Origin of the sequence: Pseudomonas sp. CYM-20-01 (assembly GCF_023169845.1) — a bacterium.
GTDB classification, from domain to species: Bacteria; Pseudomonadota; Gammaproteobacteria; order Pseudomonadales; family Pseudomonadaceae; genus Aquipseudomonas; species Aquipseudomonas azotoformans.
The window spans coordinates 5,597,414-5,615,390 of the sequence record NZ_AP025169.1 but is presented as its reverse complement, the minus strand read 5'-3'; the positions used below and the strand labels follow the sequence as shown (position 1 = coordinate 5,615,390).

The window sequence follows — 17,977 nt, the reverse complement described above, 5'->3', positions numbered from 1 at the left end:
GAGCCGCCATCTTAGCAGAAAGCGTCTGCATCTCCCCAGGCAAAGCATCCATGGGCTTTTGTGCGTGAAATCAATCGGTAACTTCTGCGCTCCATGGGTTGAAGTTCCGGTAAAAGCCCTTATTTTAAACAGGCCCTCTCACAGCACCATGCCAGCATCGGGGAATAACGCCACTTTCCTCACCCACGATTCCGGGTAGAATGCGCGTTCGCATGCGGCCGTGAGGGCTGCTCGGGCCACTCACGGTGCGCCCTCCATCCCTATGTGTGGAAGAACCTGCCGATATGTTTGCGCCTTTGTTAAAGAAACTTTTTGGAAGCAAGAATGAGCGCGAAGTCAAACGCATGCTCAAGACGGTGCAGCTGGTCAATGCCTTCGAAGAGCAGATGGTTGCCCTTTCGGACGAGCAATTGCGCGCCAAGACCCAAGAGTTCAAGGCCCGCATAGCCAAAGGTGAAACCCTCGACAAGCTGCTTCCCGAAGCCTTTGCGGTCGCCCGTGAAGCCGGTAAGCGTGTCATGGGCATGCGCCACTTCGACGTCCAGTTGATCGGCGGCATGACCTTGCATGAAGGCATGATTGCCGAAATGCGTACCGGTGAAGGCAAGACCCTGGTGGCAACCCTGGGCGTTTACCTCAACGCATTGTCCGGCAAGGGCGTGCACGTGGTGACGGTGAACGACTACCTGGCCCGCCGCGACGCTAACTGGATGCGCCCGCTCTATGAATTCCTCGGCCTGACCGTTGGCGTCGTTACGCCATTCCAGCCGCCGGAAGAGAAGCGCGCTGCCTACGCGTGCGACATTACCTACGGCACCAACAACGAATTCGGTTTCGACTACCTGCGCGACAACATGGCGTTCAGCATGGATGAAAAATTCCAGCGCGAACTCAACTTTGCCGTGATCGACGAAGTCGACTCCATCCTCATCGACGAAGCCCGTACCCCGCTGATCATCTCCGGCCAGGCCGAAGACAGCTCGCGCCTGTACACCGAAATCAACAAGTTGATTCCGCGTCTGGAGCAGCACATCGAGGAAGTCGAAGGCGTGGTGACCAAAGAAGGTCACTTCAGCATCGACGAGAAGACCCGCCAGGTCGAACTCAACGAAGCCGGTCACCAGTTCGTCGAAGAGATGCTGACCCAGATCGGCGAATTGGCCGAGGGTGAAAGCCTGTACTCGGCGCACAACCTGGGCCTGTTGACCCACGTGTATGCCGGCCTGCGTGCCCACAAGCTGTTCCATCGCAACGTCGAGTACATCGTGCAGGACGGCCAGGTCGTGCTGGTCGACGAGCACACCGGTCGTACCATGCCGGGCCGCCGTCTGTCCGAGGGCCTGCACCAGGCCATCGAAGCGAAGGAGCACCTCAACATCCAGGCTGAAAGCCAGACGTTGGCGTCCACCACCTTCCAGAACTACTTCCGTCTGTACAACAAACTGTCCGGGATGACCGGTACGGCCGACACTGAAGCGTTCGAATTCCACCAGATCTACGGCCTGTCTGTGATGGTCATTCCGCCGAACAAGCCTTTGGCGCGTAAAGACTTCAATGACCTGGTGTTCCTGACGGCCGAAGAGAAATACGCGGCAATCATCAACGACATCAAGGACGGTATGGCCCAGGGCCGTCCGATCCTGGTGGGCACCGCTACCATCGAGACTTCCGAGCACGTGTCCAACCTGCTTAATAAGGAAGGCATCGAGCACAAGGTCCTCAACGCCAAGTTCCACGAAAAAGAAGCCGAGATCATCGCCCAGGCCGGTCGCCCTGGCGCACTGACCATCGCCACCAACATGGCCGGTCGTGGTACCGACATCCTGTTGGGCGGCAACTGGGAAGTGGAAGTCGCGGCCCTGGAAAACCCGAGCCCTGAGCAGATCGCCCAGATCAAGGCCGATTGGCAGAAGCGTCACCAGGCCGTGCTGGAATCCGGTGGCCTGCAGGTGATCGCCTCCGAGCGTCATGAATCGCGTCGTATCGACAACCAGCTGCGTGGCCGTGCCGGTCGCCAGGGTGACGCCGGTTCCAGCCGCTTCTACCTGTCCCTGGAAGACAGCCTGATGCGCATCTTCGCTTCGGACCGCGTGAAGAACTTCATGAAGGCCCTGGGCATGCAGTCCGGCGAAGCGATCGAGCACCGCATGGTGACCAACGCCATCGAGAAGGCCCAGCGCAAGGTTGAAGGCCGCAACTTCGATATTCGTAAGCAACTGCTCGAGTTCGATGACGTCAACAACGAACAGCGTAAAGTGATCTATCACATGCGTAACACGTTGCTGGCCGCCGACAACATTGGCGAGACCATCGCCGACTTCCGTCAGGACGTGCTCAACGCCACCGTCAGCGCACACATTCCGCCACAGTCCTTGCCAGAGCAGTGGGATGTTGCCGGCCTGGAAGCGGCGTTGAAGAGCGACTTCGGTGTCGACTTGCCAGTCCAGCAGTGGCTGGACGAAGACGACCACCTGTACGAAGAAACCCTGCGTGAAAAACTGATGGCCGAATTGCTGGCCGCGTACAACGAGAAAGAAGAGCAGGCGAGTGCCGAAGCACTGCGCACCTTCGAGAAGCAAATCGTTCTGCGCGTGCTGGACGACCTGTGGAAAGACCACCTGTCGACCATGGACCACCTGCGTCACGGCATCCACCTGCGGGGTTACGCCCAGAAGAACCCGAAGCAGGAGTACAAGCGCGAGTCGTTCACGCTGTTCTCCGAGCTGCTGGATTCGATCAAGCGCGATTCCATCCGCGTGCTGTCCCACGTTCAGGTGCGTCGCGAAGACCCGATCGAGGAAGAAGCTCGCCTGCGTCAGGAAGCCGAGGCACTGGCTGCGCGCATGCAGTTCCAGCACGACGAAGCGCCAGGCCTGGAAGCGCCTGAGGTATTGGGTGAGGAGGTCGATGTGGCCCTGGCTCAAAGCCCGGTGCGCAACGAACAGAAGCTGGGCCGCAACGAGCTGTGCTATTGCGGCTCGGGCAAGAAGTTCAAACACTGCCACGGCCAGATCGAATAAGATTTTCGCCTGACGCTGCAACACCCTGCGCCGCGACCGGCTCCTGCCGTCGCGGCGTTTTGCCATTAATTTCACCGTCGCTCACGACGGCACAGACATCACCCATTTTTAAGGAGCGCATTCATGGCTGTTGGTCTTGGTCCTTTGCCCACGTTGCACCCGGTTGCCGGTTTTGAACTCGGTATCGCTTCGGCCGGCATCAAGCGCCCTGGGCGCAAGGATGTAGTCGTGATGCGTTGCGCCGAAGGCTCGACCGTCGCCGGTGTGTTTACCCTCAACGCGTTCTGCGCTGCGCCGGTGATTCTGGCCAAGCAACGCGTGGCCGGTACGATCCGCTACCTGCTGACCAACACCGGCAACGCCAATGCCGGCACCGGCGAGCCTGGCCTGGTGGCGGCTGCGCGCACCTGCGCCAAGCTGGCCCAACTGACCGGCGTGGACGCCAGCCAGGTCCTGCCGTATTCCACCGGTGTGATCGGTGAGCCGTTGCCGGTCGAGAAAATCGAAGGCGCGCTGCAAGCCGCGCTGGACGACCTGTCTGTGGATAACTGGGCCGCCGCCGCCACCGGCATCATGACCACCGACACCCTGCCAAAAGGCGCAAGCCGCCAGTTCGTGCACGATGGCGTGACTGTCACCGTGACCGGTATCAGCAAGGGCGCGGGCATGATCCGTCCGAACATGGCCACCATGCTCGGCTACATCGCTACCGATGCCAAAGTCTCCCGCGACGTGCTGCACAGCCTGATCCTGGACGGTGCCAACAAGTCGTTCAACCGCATCACCATCGATGGCGACACCTCGACCAACGACTGCTGCATGCTGATCGCTACCGGCCAGGCCAACCTGCCGGAAATCACCGAGGCCAGCGGCCCGTTGTTCGCCGCGTTGAAGCAGGCGGTATTCGAAGTGTGCATGGACGTGGCCCAGGCCATCGTGCGTGACGGCGAGGGTGCCACCAAGTTCGTCACGGTTGAAGTCAACGGCGGCGGCAACCACCAGGAATGCCTGGACGTGGGTTACACCGTGGCTCACTCGCCACTGATCAAGACTGCGCTGTTCGCCTCTGACCCGAACTGGGGCCGTATCCTGGCGGCCGTTGGTCGTGCCGGTGTGCCAGACCTGGATGTGAGCAAGATCGACGTGTTCCTCGGCGACGTGTGCATCGCCAGCCGTGGCGCCCGTGCCGAAACCTACACCGAAGCCCAGGGTTCGGCGGTGATGCAGCAGGAAGAAATCACCATCCGTATCGAGTTGGGTCGCGGCGAGTGCAGCGAAACCATCTGGACCACCGACCTGTCCCACGAGTACGTGAAGATCAACGCGGAATACCGTACCTAAGAGGATAAGCGCGGTGAAACGAGTGCATGTAGCAGCAGCGGTGATCCGCGGTGTCGACGGCAAAATCCTGCTGGCGCGCCGCGCCGATACCCAGCACCAGGGCGGCCTCTGGGAATTCCCCGGGGGCAAGGTGGAAGCCGATGAATCGGTCGCCGGCGCGCTGTCCCGCGAATTGCAGGAAGAGCTGGGCATCGAGGTCACCACGGCGCGGCCGCTGATCAAGGTGCAGCATGACTATCCGGACAAACAGGTGTTGCTGGATGTCTGGGAAGTCTCGGCGTTTACCGGTGAGCCCCATGGCGCCGAAGGGCAACCGCTGGAATGGGTGGCGCCTCGGGAGCTGCTCAACTACGAGTTCCCGGCGGCCAACGCGCCGATCGTTGCGGCTGCGCGCTTGCCTGCCGAGTACCTGATCACCCCGGGCGAACTGGAAACCCCGACGTTACTGCGGGGTATCCAGAAAGCCATTGCTGGCGGCATCAAGTTGGTACAACTGCGTGCGCCCAACGGCTACGACCCCAAATACCGCGACCTTGCGGTGGATGCGGTGGGCCTGTGCGCGGGCAAGGCCCAGTTGATGCTCAAGGGGCCGTTTGAATGGCTGGGAGATTTTCCTGCGGCCGGTTGGCACATGACCTCGGCGCAACTGCGTAAGTACGCCAGCAAGGGGCGTCCGCTGCCGAAGGATCGCTGGCTGGCTGCTTCCTGCCATAACGCTGAGGAGTTGGCACTGGCAGAAATGATGGACGTGGATTTTGTCACGCTGTCGCCGGTGCAGCCGACCCAGACCCATCCTGATGCGCAGCCGTTGGGCTGGGAGCAGGTAGCGGCGTTGATCGCCGGGTTCAGCAAGCCGGTGTTTCTGTTGGGCGGGGTTGGACCCGCCGAGCGGGAGAAGGCTTGGGAGGCTGGGGCCCAAGGTGTGGCAGGGATTCGCGCGTTCTGGCCTGAGATTTGAGGCTGTTCTGACCGGCCTTATCGGGGGCAAGCCCCCTCCCACATTCGACCGAGTTCTACCGTTGGAATGCGGTCAAATGTGGGAGCGGGCTTGCTCGCGAAGGCGTCAGATCAGGCGCTGAATAATCAGTGGGGTTTAGCGGCAGCCTGCCATAAAACCTCAGCAACGCCCTGGCGCCTTGCAATTACCCGCGCCGCCACAAACAACAAGTCCGATAACCGATTGATGTACGCCAACCCCACGCCTTCCAACGGCTCGACCGCATTCAACTGCTGGCACCGCCGCTCTGCACTGCGCGCGAGGCTGCGGCACACGTGGGCCTGGGCGATCAACGCCGAGCCACCGGGCAGGATGAAGTTCTCTAGCGATCCCACTTCTTCATTCCAGCGATCAATTGCTGCTTCCAGCCGATCCACTTCCGCCGCATTCAGCGCCTTGTACACTGGCATCGCCAACTCGCCCCCCAGGTCGAACAAGCGATGCTGGCACGGCGTAAGCACCTCGATCACATCCTTCAGTTCCGGATGTTTGCCGCTCTGTTCTTCAAGATTGGCCAGTAACAATCCCAACTGGCTGTTCAGCGTATCCACCTCACCGATGGCCTCCACCCGTGGGTGATCCTTGGGCACACGGCGGCCGTCGCCCAGGCCGGTTTCGCCTTTGTCGCCGGTACGGGTGTAGATCTTCGACAGGCGAAAGCCCATGGTCATTGCTCCAGTTGGGTGAGTTCGTAAGGCGGCAGTTGGCTGCCGGCCAGGGGTAAGCGCAAGGTAAAGCAGGTGCCCTGGCCGAGGGTGGAGTGCACTTCCATCTGGCCCTTGTGGTTATTGGTGATGATGAAATACGACACCGACAGCCCTAGCCCGGTGCCCTGGCCGATTTCCTTGGTGGTGAAGAACGGCTCGAAGGTGCGTTTGCGCACGTTTTCGCTCATGCCGATGCCGTTGTCTTCCACCTGGATCTCCGCCCACGGCGGGTTGAGGCGCGTACGCAGGATGATGCGCCCCGGTTCGTTGTCGTCTTCCCGCAGGTGAATGGCCTGGGCCGCGTTTTTCAGCAGGTTGAGCAGGACCTGTTCGAGTTCGTTGGCAGTGCCTGGCACCGGACCCAGTTGCGGGTCGAACTGGCGGATGATCGCCTGGCCCTTGAAGTCAAAGCCGATGGCCAGGTCGAAATCGTTACCGGCAATCTCCACCGCCTGGTCGATCAATGCCGGCAAGTCGCAAGGTGCCATCTGTCGGTTGCTGCGGCGACTGAAACTGAGCATATGGGTGACGATCTTCGCCGCCCGCGCCCCGGCCTGCTGGATGCCATCGAGCAGTTGCGGCACTTCGCGGCTTTGCAGGTAGCGGTTGACGGTCTCCAACTCGATACCCACCTGTTCCGCGTGTTCCAGGTTCTTCGGCAAGTCAGGCGATAAGCGGCGGCGGATGTTTTGCACGTTATGCAGGATCGCGCCCAGCGGGTTGTTGATCTCGTGGGCCATGCCGGCGGCCAGGCCGCCGACGGAGAGCATCTTCTCCGACTGCACCATCATTTCTTCCAGGGACAGGCGCTGGGTGATGTCATCGATACGGATGACCACGCCACGTCCGGCCCCGCCCATCAGCGGGTAGAAGGTCAGGGCGTAGTGCTTGGGCTCGTCGTCCTTGAACCAGGTGACGCGCTCGATGCGCTCCACCGTGTGTTGTTCGACCGCTGCCCTGATCTGTGGCAAGTAAGGCTTGAGCGGCTGGAAGGCCAGGTAGATCGGCTGGTTCAAAGCTTCATCCAAGCGTGTGCCGGAGAGGGCGCTGGCTTCCTGGTTCCATTGGGTGACGTAGAGCTGTTCATCCAGGGCGATCAATGCCGAGGGCATCGAGTCGATGATGCTGTTCAGGTAATTCTGGAAACCGGTGAGTTTCTTCTCGATCTTGCTACGGACCTGGACTTCCAGTTCCAGCTTGCGGTTGGTGTGGCGCGTCTCTTCGGCCAGGCCCTGGGCCTGGTCGTAGGCCGCCTGGGAGTCGTCCCGTGCGCGCTTGAGCTGTTGCTCGCGGGCTTCGATGCGCGACAGCATTGTGTTGAAGGCTTCGGCCAGGCTGCCTATTTCATCGTGGTTGCCACGACCGGCGCGCAGGGCGTAGTTCTCTTCGCGAGTGACCTGGCGCGACAGTTCTTCCAGTTCGTGGATCGGCCGCGTGATCAGGCGTTTGATCTGACGGGCGATGACCAGCCACAACAGTACGCTGAAAATCAGGATGCCCAGGCTGGCAGTCAATGTGCCGGTGTAGAACGCCACTGGTAGCTCACTGCTGGCCACCAGCAGCAAATGCCCGGACGGTTGGCCGGCGCGGGGCAGGGTGATGACCTGGTTGCTGCGAAACTCGGTGACACGCCAGGCCTCGATGTGCCGGTAGTCATCGGGCAGGTGCAGGCGGTCGCCGTGTTGCATCTGCGCCAGGCGGTTGCCGTCGCCGTCGTACAGAGCGGCGGCGCGCAACGGCGAATAGCTGGTCAACTCATTGAGCAATGCGTCGGCCTTGGCCGGCGATTCGAGGGCCTCGGCGGCGAGCGCAGGGTTGGACACCAGGCGGCCGATGGCCTGCAAGGCCTGGGGCGCCATGCTTTCCTGGGAGATCCAGTAGGCGGCGCTGATAAAGGTCAGGTTGGCCACCAGCAGTACGGTGGTCAACAGCACCAGCAGGGCGGCCAGCAGTTTCTGCCCGACCGGTAGGTTTTCAAGACGCTGGCGCAGCGGCATCAGGGTTTTCCCAGGTGATAGACAGGCGGGCAGGGTAGCGCGTGGCTCAGTCGCGGGGCAATCCGCGTGCAAGCAACTGCTCGACCAGGCGCACTTGCAGCTGTTGAAGGTGCGGCAGGTTCAGTTGGTGACGGGCGGCCGCCTGGCAAGCATAGCCCAATAGGTAGCTGATTTCGGTGCGGCGGCCTGCGGCCACGTCCTGGTACATGGAGGAGTAGTTGGCGGCGGTGGCCTGGATCACCCGTTCCACCTCGTGTTGCAGGTCCAGCGCGGCGGCGGGCTGGCCACAGCATTCCAGCAGTTCGCCGAGTTCGGCGCACAGGGTGGCGACTTCGCACTGGTGGGCCTGTAGCTCGCCATTGCGGCACTGATACAGCACGGTCAGCGGGTTGATGGCGCAATTGAGCGCCAGCTTGCGCCAGAGCCGCGTGAGGATATCGGTGCTCCAGTCGTGGGGGATGCCGGCGGCTTGCAAATCCTCCAGCCACAGCGGCGGGGTTGGGTGGCCTGCATCGCCCAGCCAGGTGTAGCCATGGCCGGCGAACACCACGCGCCAGTCGCCGTCGCGAAACGCGCCTTCGGTGCTGGAGGCGAAGATGCAGCGGGCCTGGGGCAGTTGCGCGGCGACTGCGTCCTGGCTGCCGAGGCCGTTCTGCAGCAGGATCAGTTCGGCATCGGGCGCCAGTCGATGTTGCAACTGTGCGACGGCTGCTTGAGCGTCGTAGGCTTTGCACGCCACCAGCAGGCGATGAATCAGCCCAGGACTGTCGGATGTTTCGCCTGTCACCGGGTAAGTGTGTTCTACACCTTGTTCCACCAAGGTCAGCCCCTTGGCTGTCTGATAGTTGGCCAGGCGCGCTTCATCGCGCAGGATCAACCGCACGGGCACGCCAGCACGCGCCAGGCGAGTAGTCCAAAGTGTGCCCAGGCTGCCGGCGCCGAGAATATGCCAGGTGGTCGACATCAGTTTTTGCTCCGTAGGGTCGCCCGCAGCGAACGGGACAAAAGAACCGCTATAATGCCCCGGCATTTTAGCTTGGGCGCGCTCCATCTCTACTGAGCCCGCCCCTTATATTGGAGATATGACATGCCTTCGTTCGACGTGGTATCCGAACTGGACAAACACGAAGTCACCAACGCCGTCGAGAACGCCGTCAAGGAGCTGGATCGCCGCTATGACTTGAAAGGCAAGGGCAGCTTCGAGTTCAAGGAAAAAGAGCTGACCGTCAACCTGACCGCTGAAGCCGATTTCCAGCTGGAAGCGATGATCGAGATCCTCAAGCTGTCGCTGGTCAAGCGCAAGATCGACGCGCAATGCCTTGAAATCAAGGACGCCTACGCCTCCGGCAAGCTGATGAAGCAGGAAGCCATCCTCAAGGAAGGCATCGACAAGGAACTCGCGAAGAAAATCGTCGCCCACATCAAGGACGCCAAGCTGAAAGTCCAGGCCGCGATCCAGGGTGAGCAGGTTCGCGTCACTGGCAAGAAGCGTGACGACTTGCAAGAAGCCATCGCGGCCCTGCGTGCCAAGACCTTCGACATGCCGCTGCAGTTCAATAACTTTCGCGACTGATGGCACATTGGGGAACCTGTGGGCGTTTTTGACGTCCCACGCCCCACAACCTGCGCCCACTATTGAGCCCTCCGGGGCTCAATTGCTTTTATGGCCACTCACTACACCGAACATCCGGTAACCAGGAGAATGTAGATGGATTTCAATGCTGAAGTGGATCACCTGATCAAGACCTCAGAGTCGTGGCTGCCAATGATCATGGAATACGGCAGCCGGTTTTTGCTGGCAGTGGTCACCCTGGCCATCGGTTGGTGGCTGATCAACGTGTTGACCCATCGAGTGGGTCGTTTGCTGGCACTGCGTAATGCTGACCTGGCGCTGCAACACTTCATCACCAGCCTGGCGAACATTGCGCTCAAAGTCATGCTGGTGGTCAACGTGGCCTCGATGATCGGCGTGGCAACCACCTCGTTCGTGGCCGCGATTGGTGCCGCGACCCTGGCCATTGGCCTGGCCTTGCAAGGCAGCCTGGCGAACTTCGCCGGTGGCGTGCTGATTCTGCTGTTCCGCCCGTTCCGCATTGGTGACTGGATCGAAGCCCAGGGCACCTCGGGCACCGTCGACAGCATCCAGATCTTCCACACCGTGCTGCGCACCGGTGATAACAAGACTGTGATCATCCCTAACGGCAGCCTGTCCAACGGGCTCATCACCAACACCAACCGCCAGCCGACCCGCAAGGTGGTGTTTGATGTGGGGGTTGACTATGAGGCTGATCTGCAGAAAGCCCGTGAAGTGCTGCTGGAGCTGGCAAAAGATCCACGTGTACTGGCCGATCCGGCTGCCGTGGCGGTGGTTTCGACTTTGGGTGACAGTTCGATCACCGTTTCCCTGCGTTGCTGGACCAAGACCGCGGATTATTGGGATGTGGTGTTCATGTTGAACGAACTGGCACGTGACCGTTTAAAAGCGGCGGGGATTGATATTCCATTTCCGCAGCGGGTTATTCGGGTGATGCAGGAAACAGCTGCCAAGTAATTTGAGGTCATCGTCTTGAACTTGGCCGATAGGTCAGGTTCAAGGTGCACGTGTTAATCTCGTTAGTTAGCTTGCTAGTTATTTCTGTGCTGAAACATTACAGCCATAAAAAAGCCGCTCCCTTGTTAAATAAGGGAGCGGCTTTTTGTTTAAGGCCGAGGCCTTAAGTCATCGTTGTAATCAAACGATCAATTACAAGATGTTCAGCGGGTATTGTGCGATAAGACGCAGTTCGTCGATGGACGCCGAACCGTAGTAAACGCCGTCAGACGAACGATACGTGGCTTGACGAATACGCAGGCTCAGGTCTTTGGCTGGGCCGCTCTGGATTACGTATTTGCCTTCGATATCGCGTTCCCACTCTTTGCCGTTCGAAGTGGTGCCCGTGTTGGCGCCGCTACCGGTAACGTAACGAGTCATGAAGCTCAGGCCAGGGATGCCGAAGGTTGCCATGTTGAGGTCATACCGTGCCTGGAACGATTTCTCGCCTTCAGCGTTGAAGTCGGAACGAGCGATGGAGTTGGCCAGGAAAATCGTGCCCCCACCGTCTACGCCGTAAGCGTAGTCGCCGTCACCGGTAACCTTCTGGGCTGCCAGGGTGAAGGTATGAGCTCCGAGGGTGTACGCACCCTGCAAGCTGAATGCGCGGTTGTCGAGCTTGGTGGTGCCGTCTTTTTCAGCTCGTGTCAGGCCTGCGCCGTCGCTCTTGGTGCTGTAGATGTTGAAGTCTACAGCCACCGATTGGTCATCGCTCAGCGCGTGGGTCCAGTTCACGTTGGCGTAGAGTTTCTTCCAGTAATCTTCCACTTTCGAGTAGTAGAGGCTGGTGGTGAACTCTGGGGTCCAGGAGTAGACGCCGCCGACGAAGTTGGCATCACGCAGGCCAGTGCCAGTGCCTGGCTCGGAGCTGGCGATACTGTCTTTGTAGGTGTGGTCCTGGGCAACGATCGAGGTGAAGTGACCTGCTTCCAGCTTAAGACCCTTGATCTCATTGCTGGTGATCGAGATGCCTTGTGGCAGTTCCGGGAGCAGACGGCTGTCGTCGGATGCGAATACCGGGGCGGTGGTGTACTGGTCACCCACTTTCAGGACCGTATCGGAAATACGGAACTTGATGGCGGCGCCGCCTTTGGAGTAGTCATCCTGCGCACGGCCATCTGAGCCGTTAGGGAACAGGCCGGTGCCGGCACGGCCTTTGCCGCTGTCGAGTTTGACGCCCAACAGGCCAATGGCATCGACACCGACCCCAATGGTGCCTTGGGTGTAGCCCGAACTGAACAGGCCATGGAAACCAAGACCGGTCTCTTCGCGGCGGCTTTGAGTGCCAGGCGCGTTGTTACGGAAGTCACGGCTGAAGTACAGGGTACGAGTCAGAATGCTGGCGGTACTGTCCTCGATAAAGCCCTTGGAATCGTCCTGGGCGGACGCCATTGCGAACTGCGAGGTGCCTGCTGAAACAGCCAGGGCGATCATGCTCCACTTCATCACGCGCATCGTGATTTGCTCCTTTGGTTTTAGGAAGAGTACTGCCGTCCCACCTGTATTTTTATCTGGGCGGCTCTTTCTTTTATGTGTCGGCGCAAAGTTATATCACGCAGACCCTATTGACGATACTTACCCATCTATCCTTTCAGCTTCTTTACGAGGCTGTCGTAAATTGCTAGCTCCATGTCGCAAATTCACAGTCCAACTGTAACCGGACTGACAACTTCAATACTGTTTCCAAACCCTTTTCAAAGTTTGAACACTTCCTTGATACGCATTGAAACGCTGCTGTTTTTTATCGCGAAACACCTGTTTCCATTCAGGTGTCGTTGCCGACGATGCAGGTGTCAATGCAACAAGCGTGCACAAAGCGGTAACCGAATGTCATTTTTTCGTGAAAACCGTTACGGACGTGTAAAAACCGCATAAGCACGGGCTTTTTACGCCGTTTGGTTTGGGCTTGACGCGGCGGTGTTACCCCTGTTCGGTGGTGCATAAAACCTGTGCGAGGGGAAAACGTTACCGGTTCACCCTCATGAGTGGGTAATCGGCGGATCCCTTTGAGGCACAAGTGGGTCATTTTGGTGCGTCCCGGTGAGGCCCGGTTTAGCGTAGCTCAAATATTCGACCGCCTCGAAAGAGTGCATGTTTTTTCATCACTGGCGCCGGCGCTTTGCTGCATTCGTCGTGAAGCCGTGCGCATTCGAAGGTATGCTGGGCGCCTGAACCTGACTTGCCGAACGGAGTGCCCGCGGTGTTCGCCCTAGATCAACGCCTGCAACAAGACACACTGGTCATCGGGGACTTCCCGCTGTGCCGCCTGCTGCTGTCCAATGACTCAAACTACCCGTGGTTCATCCTGGTGCCACGCATCAACGCTATCAGCGAAGTGTTTCAACTGGATGTCGCCGACCAGCAGCGTTTGTGGCAAGAGACGACTGCCCTGGCCCAGTTGCTGAATGAAGGCTTGGCCGCCGACAAGATGAACATCGGCGCCCTGGGCAATGTGGTCAGCCAGTTGCACGTGCATGTGATCGTGCGCAAGCGCGACGATGCTGCCTGGCCGGCGCCGGTATGGGGCAAGCATCCGGCGCAGCCTTACACCGATGAGCAAGTCGCTGCCATCCGCGCCCGTCTGCGCGAGCTGTTGCCTGCCGACTTCATTTTCAACCAGGGCTGAATCATGGACCTGCAAGACCGCGTCACCGACCTGGAAAGCCGACTGGCCTTCCAGGACGACACCATCGAGACCCTCAATGACATCCTCGTCACGCAGCAGCGTGCTGTAGAGCGCCTGCAATTGCAGATGACCGCGCTGCTCAAGCGCCAGGAAGAAATGGGCGGCCAATTCGAAACCTCCGAAGAAGAAGCGCCGCCGCCTCACTATTGATAGCCACGCATAAAAAAACCGCGACCCAGCCAGGCTGGATCGCGGTTTTTTGCTGCGAACGCAGGTATCAGCGGCGCGGCAGTGCAGCGATCACGTCTTCGGCCTGCAGGCCTTTGTCGCGATTCATCACGGAGAACTCCACGCGCTGGCCTTCCACCAGGACGCGATGGCCTTCGCCGCGAATGGCCCGGAAGTGGACGAAGATATCGTCGCCCGAATCACGGGAAATAAAGCCGAAGCCTTTGGATGTGTTGAACCACTTGACGGTACCGGTATCCCGATTGGTCATGTCGTAGGTTTGCGACGAGGCCGCAGGGGACGAACGGTAGAAGCTGATGGCCAGGTGAAGAACGATGGCGACCACAGCAATCACCAGGCTGAGCAGGATGGCCGGGTGGCCGCCGACTTCAGGCATGGGTGCCAGGAGGGTGAGGGTTTGTACGACAACGGTCAGTACCAGCAGCGCGCTGACCAGGTTTTGCAGTTGATGACGTGGGCCTTTGTTCCAGTAAGGGATCACCGGTGCCAGCGTCAGGTTAAGAAGGCCGAACATGGCCAGGTACAGAGCGTCGTGTTGTTCCAGATACGGCAGGCTTTCAGGCTGCAGGCTCGGGATAAAGGACAGCAGCAAAGCTGCAACGCCCGTTAGCAGGTGGACGATTTTCAACATTTTGATTAACTCACGTTAAGACGGATCACAAGGAAGAGCTGACTGGCACGGTTCGCTTCTGAACAATGGGAGGCGTTGGGCACGTGCGCGGGGTATCAGCCTATGCCGCTGCCGCAGAAAGTAACGGCGGCGACACGCCATCTATTTAACAGCAAAGGCTGTGCCTACTCAAATCAAGCATTTCGGGGTATTGCAAGGGCGATGGCATTTCTGCAGCAAACGCTTGTCCTAGACGCGTGCAGTTTTTTCAAACGGCCAGCAGAGAAATTTCCTACTTGCCTCAAAGGCTTGGGTTGTGCCGGTCGACAGGGCGCACCGGGGCGAATTGCCGCGCCGGGCTGCGCATCACCGGCACTCTTGCTAGAGTGGTCCTGCACCTGATCAATGAATGCTTGTCAATTGAAGGGGATAAACATGGCAATCGATATCGGTATCAGTGAAGAAGATCGTAAATCCATCGTCGACGGGCTTTCGCGACTGCTTTCCGATACCTATGTTCTGTATCTGAAAACCCACAACTTCCATTGGAACGTCACGGGTCCCATGTTCCGCACGCTGCACTTGATGTTCGAAGAGCAGTACAACGAGCTGGCCCTGGCCGTGGACTCCATTGCCGAGCGTATCCGTGCCCTGGGGTTCCCGGCGCCGGGTGCCTACTCCATCTATGCCCGTCTTTCTTCCATCAAGGAAGAAGAAGGCGTGCCCAGCGCCGAAGAGATGATCAAGCAACTGGTGGCTGGCCAGGAAGCGGTCACCCGCACCGCGCGCGGTATCTTCCCGCTGCTCGACAAGGTCAGCGATGAGCCGACGGCTGACCTGCTGACCCAGCGTATGCAGGTGCATGAGAAAACTGCGTGGATGCTGCGTTCCCTGCTTGAAAATCAGTAAACGCTGGCCTTGAGTGGCGTCGCCCTGGCGCCGCTCGCTTGTTTCCGCGCATTTCCTGGCGTTGTCCTACGCCGATCAACTCCGCGTCTTCTGGTTGCCCGCCGCTCCCTGCTGTTTTATAGGGCCATTGCCCAATGGGAGTACCCATGGGCGGTTGTTTGGCAATGGAGTGTCAGGTGTATGTCACGCGGAGTGGGTAATGGAGTGATGGAAACCGGTGGTTTTCATAAGATAAAGATCGACCCGTTTGCAAAAGGGTTCGATATGGGACTGGCCAAGCCGCTGTCCCGATCGGTAAGGCTCAATGGATTTTCCACGTGCCTGCGGCTGGAGCAGATCTATTGGAATATCCTCACGGAAATCGCCAGGATCAATGCCTGCTCAGTCAGTGCGTTGCTGTCTTATGTCGATCGGGAAGTGCACTTGCGTTATGGCGGGGTGAAGAACTTCAGTGGGTTGGTCAGGGTGGTTTGTGTGGTGCACGTCCTGAAAGGGCGTGCTGAACCCGCCTGTTCACCGGTATAGCCACCGGGCTTCGGGGCCGGCCCTCTATCATGGCGGGCAGGGCCCCGGGCAGAATGCCGGCTGCGCTGCCTCGATTTACCGGATATAATCCCGCGCTTTGCTACGCATGCTGCGGATCCGTAGGGCAGGCGTGGCGCAGTAACGTTCTGATCGCCGAGACATCGCCATGCCCATGTACGACTACCAATGTGCTTCCTGCGGTCATCAGTTGGAAGCCATTCAGAAGATCAGCGCAGCGCCGCTGGTCGATTGCCCAGCCTGCCAGGCACCGGAACTCAAGAAGATGTTGTCCATGCCGGGCTTCCGCTTGAGCGGCAATGGCTGGTACGAGACCGATTTCAAGACCGGCTCGAAGAAGAACCTGGCCGGCGGCGACAAAGCAGACTGAGTTGAACTCTACGCGCAGGCTCCTGCATTATCCGTCCCCTGCTTTAATGTACGGTGACGAGGCAGGCCTCCACCGAATTTCGAATTACGAGAAGTGAAACCACTACCATGATGCGCAGCCATTATTGCGGCCAACTGAACGAGACCCTGGAAGGTCAGGAAATCACCCTTTGCGGATGGGTTCACCGTCGCCGCGACCACGGCGGGGTGATCTTCCTCGATATCCGTGATCGTGATGGTCTGGCCCAAGTGGTGTTCGACCCGGATCGCGCCGCAAGCTTCGCCGCCGCCGACCGCGTGCGCAGCGAATACGTTGTGAAGATCACCGGCAAGGTTCGCCTGCGTCCGGCGGGTGCCGTGAACAAGAACATGGCGTCCGGCGGCATCGAAGTGCTGGGCTATGAGCTGGAAGTGCTGAACGAGTCGGAAACCCCGCCGTTCCCACTCAACGAATACTCTGACGTGGGCGAAGAGACCCGCCTGCGCTATCGCTTCCTGGACCTGCGTCGTCCGGAAATGGCCGAGAAGCTGCGCCTGCGTTCGCGCATGACCACCAGCATCCGTCGTTTCCTTGACGAAAACGGTTTCCTGGACGTAGAAACGCCGATCCTGACCCGGGCCACCCCGGAAGGCGCGCGTGACTACCTGGTGCCTAGCCGTACCCACGCCGGTTCGTTCTTCGCCCTGCCGCAATCGCCTCAGCTGTTCAAGCAACTGCTGATGGTCGCCGGCTTCGACCGCTACTACCAGATCGCTAAGTGCTTCCGCGACGAAGACCTGCGCGCTGACCGCCAGCCTGAATTCACCCAGATCGACATCGAGACCAGCTTCCTCGATGAAAAAGAAATCATGGGCCTGACCGAACAGATGATCCGCAACCTGTTCAAGGAAGTGCTGGACCTGGAGTTCGGCGACTTCCCGCACATGACCTTCGAAGAAGCCATGCGCCGCTACGGCTCCGACAAGCCAGACCTGCGTAACCCGCTGGAACTGGTGGACGTGGCCGACCAACTCAAAGAAGTCGACTTCAAGGTGTTCAGCGGCCCGGCCAACGACCCTAAATGCCGCATCGCCGCCCTGCGCGTGCCAGGCGGCGCGAGCATGCCGCGCAAGCAGATCGACGACTACACCAAGTTCGTCGGCATCTATGGTGCCAAGGGCCTGGCGTACATCAAGGTCAACGAGCGCGCCAATGGCGTTGACGGCCTGCAATCGCCGATCGTTAAAAACATTCCGCTGGACAACCTGAACGCGATCCTCGATCGCGTCGGTGCAGTCGACGGTGACATCGTGTTCTTCGGCGCCGACAAGGCCAAGATCGTCAGCGAAGCCCTGGGCGCACTGCGCATCAAGCTGGGTCACGACTTGAACCTGCTGACCTGCGAATGGGCTCCGATGTGGGTCGTTGACTTCCCGATGTTCGAAGAGAACGACGACGGCAGCTTCAGCGCCTTGCACCACCCGTTCACCGCGCCGAAGTGCTCGCCGGCCGAGCTGGAAGCCAACCCGGCTGGCGCGCTGTCCCGGGCCTATGACATGGTGCTCAACGGCACCGAACTGGGTGGCGGTTCGATCCGTATCCACCGCAAAGAGATGCAGCAAGCGGTCTTCCGCCTGTTGGGCATCAACGAAGCGGAACAGGAAGAGAAGTTCGGCTTCCTGCTCGACGCCCTGAAATACGGCGCGCCGCCGCACGGTGGCTTGGCGTTCGGCCTGGACCGTCTGGTGATGCTGATGACCGGCGCCCAGTCGATCCGTGAAGTGATCGCCTTCCCGAAAACCCAGAGCGCTGCGGACGTCATGACCCAGGCTCCAGGTGTGGTGGATGCCAAGGCACTGCGCGAGCTGCACATCCGTCTGCGCGAGACGCCGAAGGCTGAGTAAGGCTGCTGCGTGAAAGCGCACTGAGGTTTACGCAGTCTAAAAAGGCGCATCTTCGGATGCGCCTTTGCGTTACAAGGGTTGCATTCTGCCTGGGGCGGAATTGATAAGGTTTCTAGAGAATTTTTGGAGTTGTGT

16 protein-coding genes are annotated in these 17,977 nt (G+C 59.5%); 11 read left to right on the top strand and 5 right to left on the bottom strand.

Annotated features, from left to right (window positions below):
• Positions 1-284: 284 nt before the first annotated feature.
• The 3 genes from secA (at position 285) to M2497_RS25485 (ending at position 5,319) form a co-directional block, all read left to right on the top strand.
• The gene (gene secA, locus M2497_RS25495; RefSeq protein WP_248484047.1) at positions 285-3,020 is read left to right on the top strand and encodes a preprotein translocase subunit SecA; all 2,736 of its coding nucleotides are present in this window, start codon (positions 285-287) and stop codon (positions 3,018-3,020) included.
• Between the two features lie 123 nt (positions 3,021-3,143).
• A complete protein-coding gene (argJ, locus tag M2497_RS25490; protein ID WP_065889944.1) occupies positions 3,144-4,361 on the top strand; it encodes a bifunctional glutamate N-acetyltransferase/amino-acid acetyltransferase ArgJ in 1,218 nt (405 codons plus the stop codon).
• Positions 4,362-4,374: 13 nt separating this feature from the next.
• On the top strand, positions 4,375-5,319 hold the full coding sequence (locus tag M2497_RS25485; protein WP_248484045.1) for a Nudix family hydrolase: 945 nt from the start codon (positions 4,375-4,377) through the stop codon (positions 5,317-5,319).
• Between the two features lie 125 nt (positions 5,320-5,444).
• Here M2497_RS25485 and M2497_RS25480 read toward each other — a convergent pair whose 3' ends face one another.
• Genes M2497_RS25480 through M2497_RS25470 form a run of 3 tightly spaced genes read right to left on the bottom strand, consistent with a single transcriptional unit; the run spans position 5,445 to position 9,026 of the window.
• The gene (locus tag M2497_RS25480; RefSeq protein WP_058423278.1) at positions 5,445-6,023 is read right to left on the bottom strand and encodes a cob(I)yrinic acid a,c-diamide adenosyltransferase; all 579 of its coding nucleotides are present in this window, start codon (positions 6,021-6,023) and stop codon (positions 5,445-5,447) included.
• Between the two features lie 2 nt (positions 6,024-6,025).
• Complete coding sequence (locus tag M2497_RS25475; RefSeq protein ID WP_248484043.1) at positions 6,026-8,062, bottom strand: ATP-binding protein; 2,037 nt, start codon at positions 8,060-8,062, stop codon at positions 6,026-6,028.
• A 46-nt stretch (positions 8,063-8,108) separates the two neighbouring features.
• Positions 8,109-9,026 carry a putative 2-dehydropantoate 2-reductase gene (locus tag M2497_RS25470; RefSeq protein WP_248484041.1) on the bottom strand — a complete coding sequence of 306 codons (918 nt, stop codon included), beginning with the start codon at positions 9,024-9,026 and terminating at the stop codon, positions 8,109-8,111.
• A 123-nt stretch (positions 9,027-9,149) separates the two neighbouring features.
• Between M2497_RS25470 and M2497_RS25465 the strand changes: the two genes are divergently transcribed.
• Both M2497_RS25465 and M2497_RS25460 read left to right on the top strand, forming a co-directional pair.
• Entirely contained in the window at positions 9,150-9,635 is a 486-nt protein-coding gene (locus tag M2497_RS25465; RefSeq protein WP_010208088.1) for a YajQ family cyclic di-GMP-binding protein, read from the top strand.
• A 135-nt stretch (positions 9,636-9,770) separates the two neighbouring features.
• Positions 9,771-10,613 (top strand): mechanosensitive ion channel domain-containing protein, encoded by an 843-nt coding sequence (locus tag M2497_RS25460; protein ID WP_248484039.1) that lies wholly within the window; start codon positions 9,771-9,773, stop codon positions 10,611-10,613.
• A 192-nt stretch (positions 10,614-10,805) separates the two neighbouring features.
• Here the strand turns inward: M2497_RS25460 and M2497_RS25455 are convergent, their stop codons facing one another.
• Positions 10,806-12,107: an OprD family porin gene (locus M2497_RS25455; RefSeq protein WP_248484037.1), complete on the bottom strand. Its 1,302-nt coding sequence runs from the start codon at positions 12,105-12,107 to the stop codon at positions 10,806-10,808.
• Positions 12,108-12,852: 745 nt separating this feature from the next.
• Between M2497_RS25455 and M2497_RS25450 the strand changes: the two genes are divergently transcribed.
• Complete coding sequence (locus M2497_RS25450) at positions 12,853-13,278, top strand: HIT domain-containing protein (protein ID WP_071489388.1); 426 nt, start codon at positions 12,853-12,855, stop codon at positions 13,276-13,278.
• 3 nt (positions 13,279-13,281) lie between these two features.
• Positions 13,282-13,488, top strand: coding sequence for a SlyX family protein (locus tag M2497_RS25445; RefSeq protein ID WP_015885618.1), 207 nt, complete (start codon positions 13,282-13,284; stop codon positions 13,486-13,488).
• Positions 13,489-13,555: 67 nt separating this feature from the next.
• On the opposite strand, the gene M2497_RS30715 is transcribed toward M2497_RS25445, so the two are convergent.
• Positions 13,556-14,158: a cold-shock protein gene (locus tag M2497_RS30715; protein ID WP_058423272.1), complete on the bottom strand. Its 603-nt coding sequence runs from the start codon at positions 14,156-14,158 to the stop codon at positions 13,556-13,558.
• Positions 14,159-14,572: 414 nt separating this feature from the next.
• On the opposite strand from M2497_RS30715, the gene M2497_RS25435 reads away from it, so the two are divergent.
• The 4 genes from M2497_RS25435 to aspS all read left to right on the top strand — a co-directional run bounded on the left by M2497_RS25435 (position 14,573) and on the right by aspS (position 17,842).
• Positions 14,573-15,046 carry a Dps family protein gene (locus M2497_RS25435; protein ID WP_003193874.1) on the top strand — a complete coding sequence of 158 codons (474 nt, stop codon included), beginning with the start codon at positions 14,573-14,575 and terminating at the stop codon, positions 15,044-15,046.
• A 180-nt stretch (positions 15,047-15,226) separates the two neighbouring features.
• Positions 15,227-15,571 (top strand): ribbon-helix-helix domain-containing protein, encoded by a 345-nt coding sequence (locus M2497_RS25430; RefSeq protein ID WP_071496533.1) that lies wholly within the window; start codon positions 15,227-15,229, stop codon positions 15,569-15,571.
• A gap of 166 nt (positions 15,572-15,737) precedes the next feature.
• Positions 15,738-15,959, top strand: coding sequence for a zinc ribbon domain-containing protein (locus tag M2497_RS25425; RefSeq protein ID WP_003209804.1), 222 nt, complete (start codon positions 15,738-15,740; stop codon positions 15,957-15,959).
• A gap of 107 nt (positions 15,960-16,066) precedes the next feature.
• Positions 16,067-17,842, top strand: coding sequence for an aspartate--tRNA ligase (aspS, locus tag M2497_RS25420; RefSeq protein WP_248484035.1), 1,776 nt, complete (start codon positions 16,067-16,069; stop codon positions 17,840-17,842).
• The last annotated feature ends 135 nt before the right edge of the window (positions 17,843-17,977 follow it).

Bases quoted from the DNA above. Each gene is read 5' to 3' on its own strand.
- secA (WP_248484047.1), top strand. From the start codon at position 285: ATGTTTGCGCCTTTGTTAAAGAAACTTTTTGGAAGCAAGAATGAGCGC.
- argJ (WP_065889944.1), top strand. From the start codon at position 3,144: ATGGCTGTTGGTCTTGGTCCTTTGCCCACGTTGCACCCGGTTGCCGGT.
- M2497_RS25480 (WP_058423278.1), bottom strand. From the start codon at position 6,023: ATGGGCTTTCGCCTGTCGAAGATCTACACCCGTACCGGCGACAAAGGC.
- M2497_RS25475 (WP_248484043.1), bottom strand. From the start codon at position 8,062: ATGCCGCTGCGCCAGCGTCTTGAAAACCTACCGGTCGGGCAGAAACTG.
- M2497_RS25470 (WP_248484041.1), bottom strand. From the start codon at position 9,026: ATGTCGACCACCTGGCATATTCTCGGCGCCGGCAGCCTGGGCACACTT.
- M2497_RS25465 (WP_010208088.1), top strand. From the start codon at position 9,150: ATGCCTTCGTTCGACGTGGTATCCGAACTGGACAAACACGAAGTCACC.
- M2497_RS25460 (WP_248484039.1), top strand. From the start codon at position 9,771: ATGGATTTCAATGCTGAAGTGGATCACCTGATCAAGACCTCAGAGTCG.
- M2497_RS25455 (WP_248484037.1), bottom strand. From the start codon at position 12,107: ATGCGCGTGATGAAGTGGAGCATGATCGCCCTGGCTGTTTCAGCAGGC.
- M2497_RS25445 (WP_015885618.1), top strand. From the start codon at position 13,282: ATGGACCTGCAAGACCGCGTCACCGACCTGGAAAGCCGACTGGCCTTC.
- M2497_RS30715 (WP_058423272.1), bottom strand. From the start codon at position 14,158: ATGTTGAAAATCGTCCACCTGCTAACGGGCGTTGCAGCTTTGCTGCTG.
- M2497_RS25435 (WP_003193874.1), top strand. From the start codon at position 14,573: ATGGCAATCGATATCGGTATCAGTGAAGAAGATCGTAAATCCATCGTC.
- M2497_RS25430 (WP_071496533.1), top strand. From the start codon at position 15,227: ATGTCACGCGGAGTGGGTAATGGAGTGATGGAAACCGGTGGTTTTCAT.
- M2497_RS25425 (WP_003209804.1), top strand. From the start codon at position 15,738: ATGCCCATGTACGACTACCAATGTGCTTCCTGCGGTCATCAGTTGGAA.
- aspS (WP_248484035.1), top strand. From the start codon at position 16,067: ATGATGCGCAGCCATTATTGCGGCCAACTGAACGAGACCCTGGAAGGT.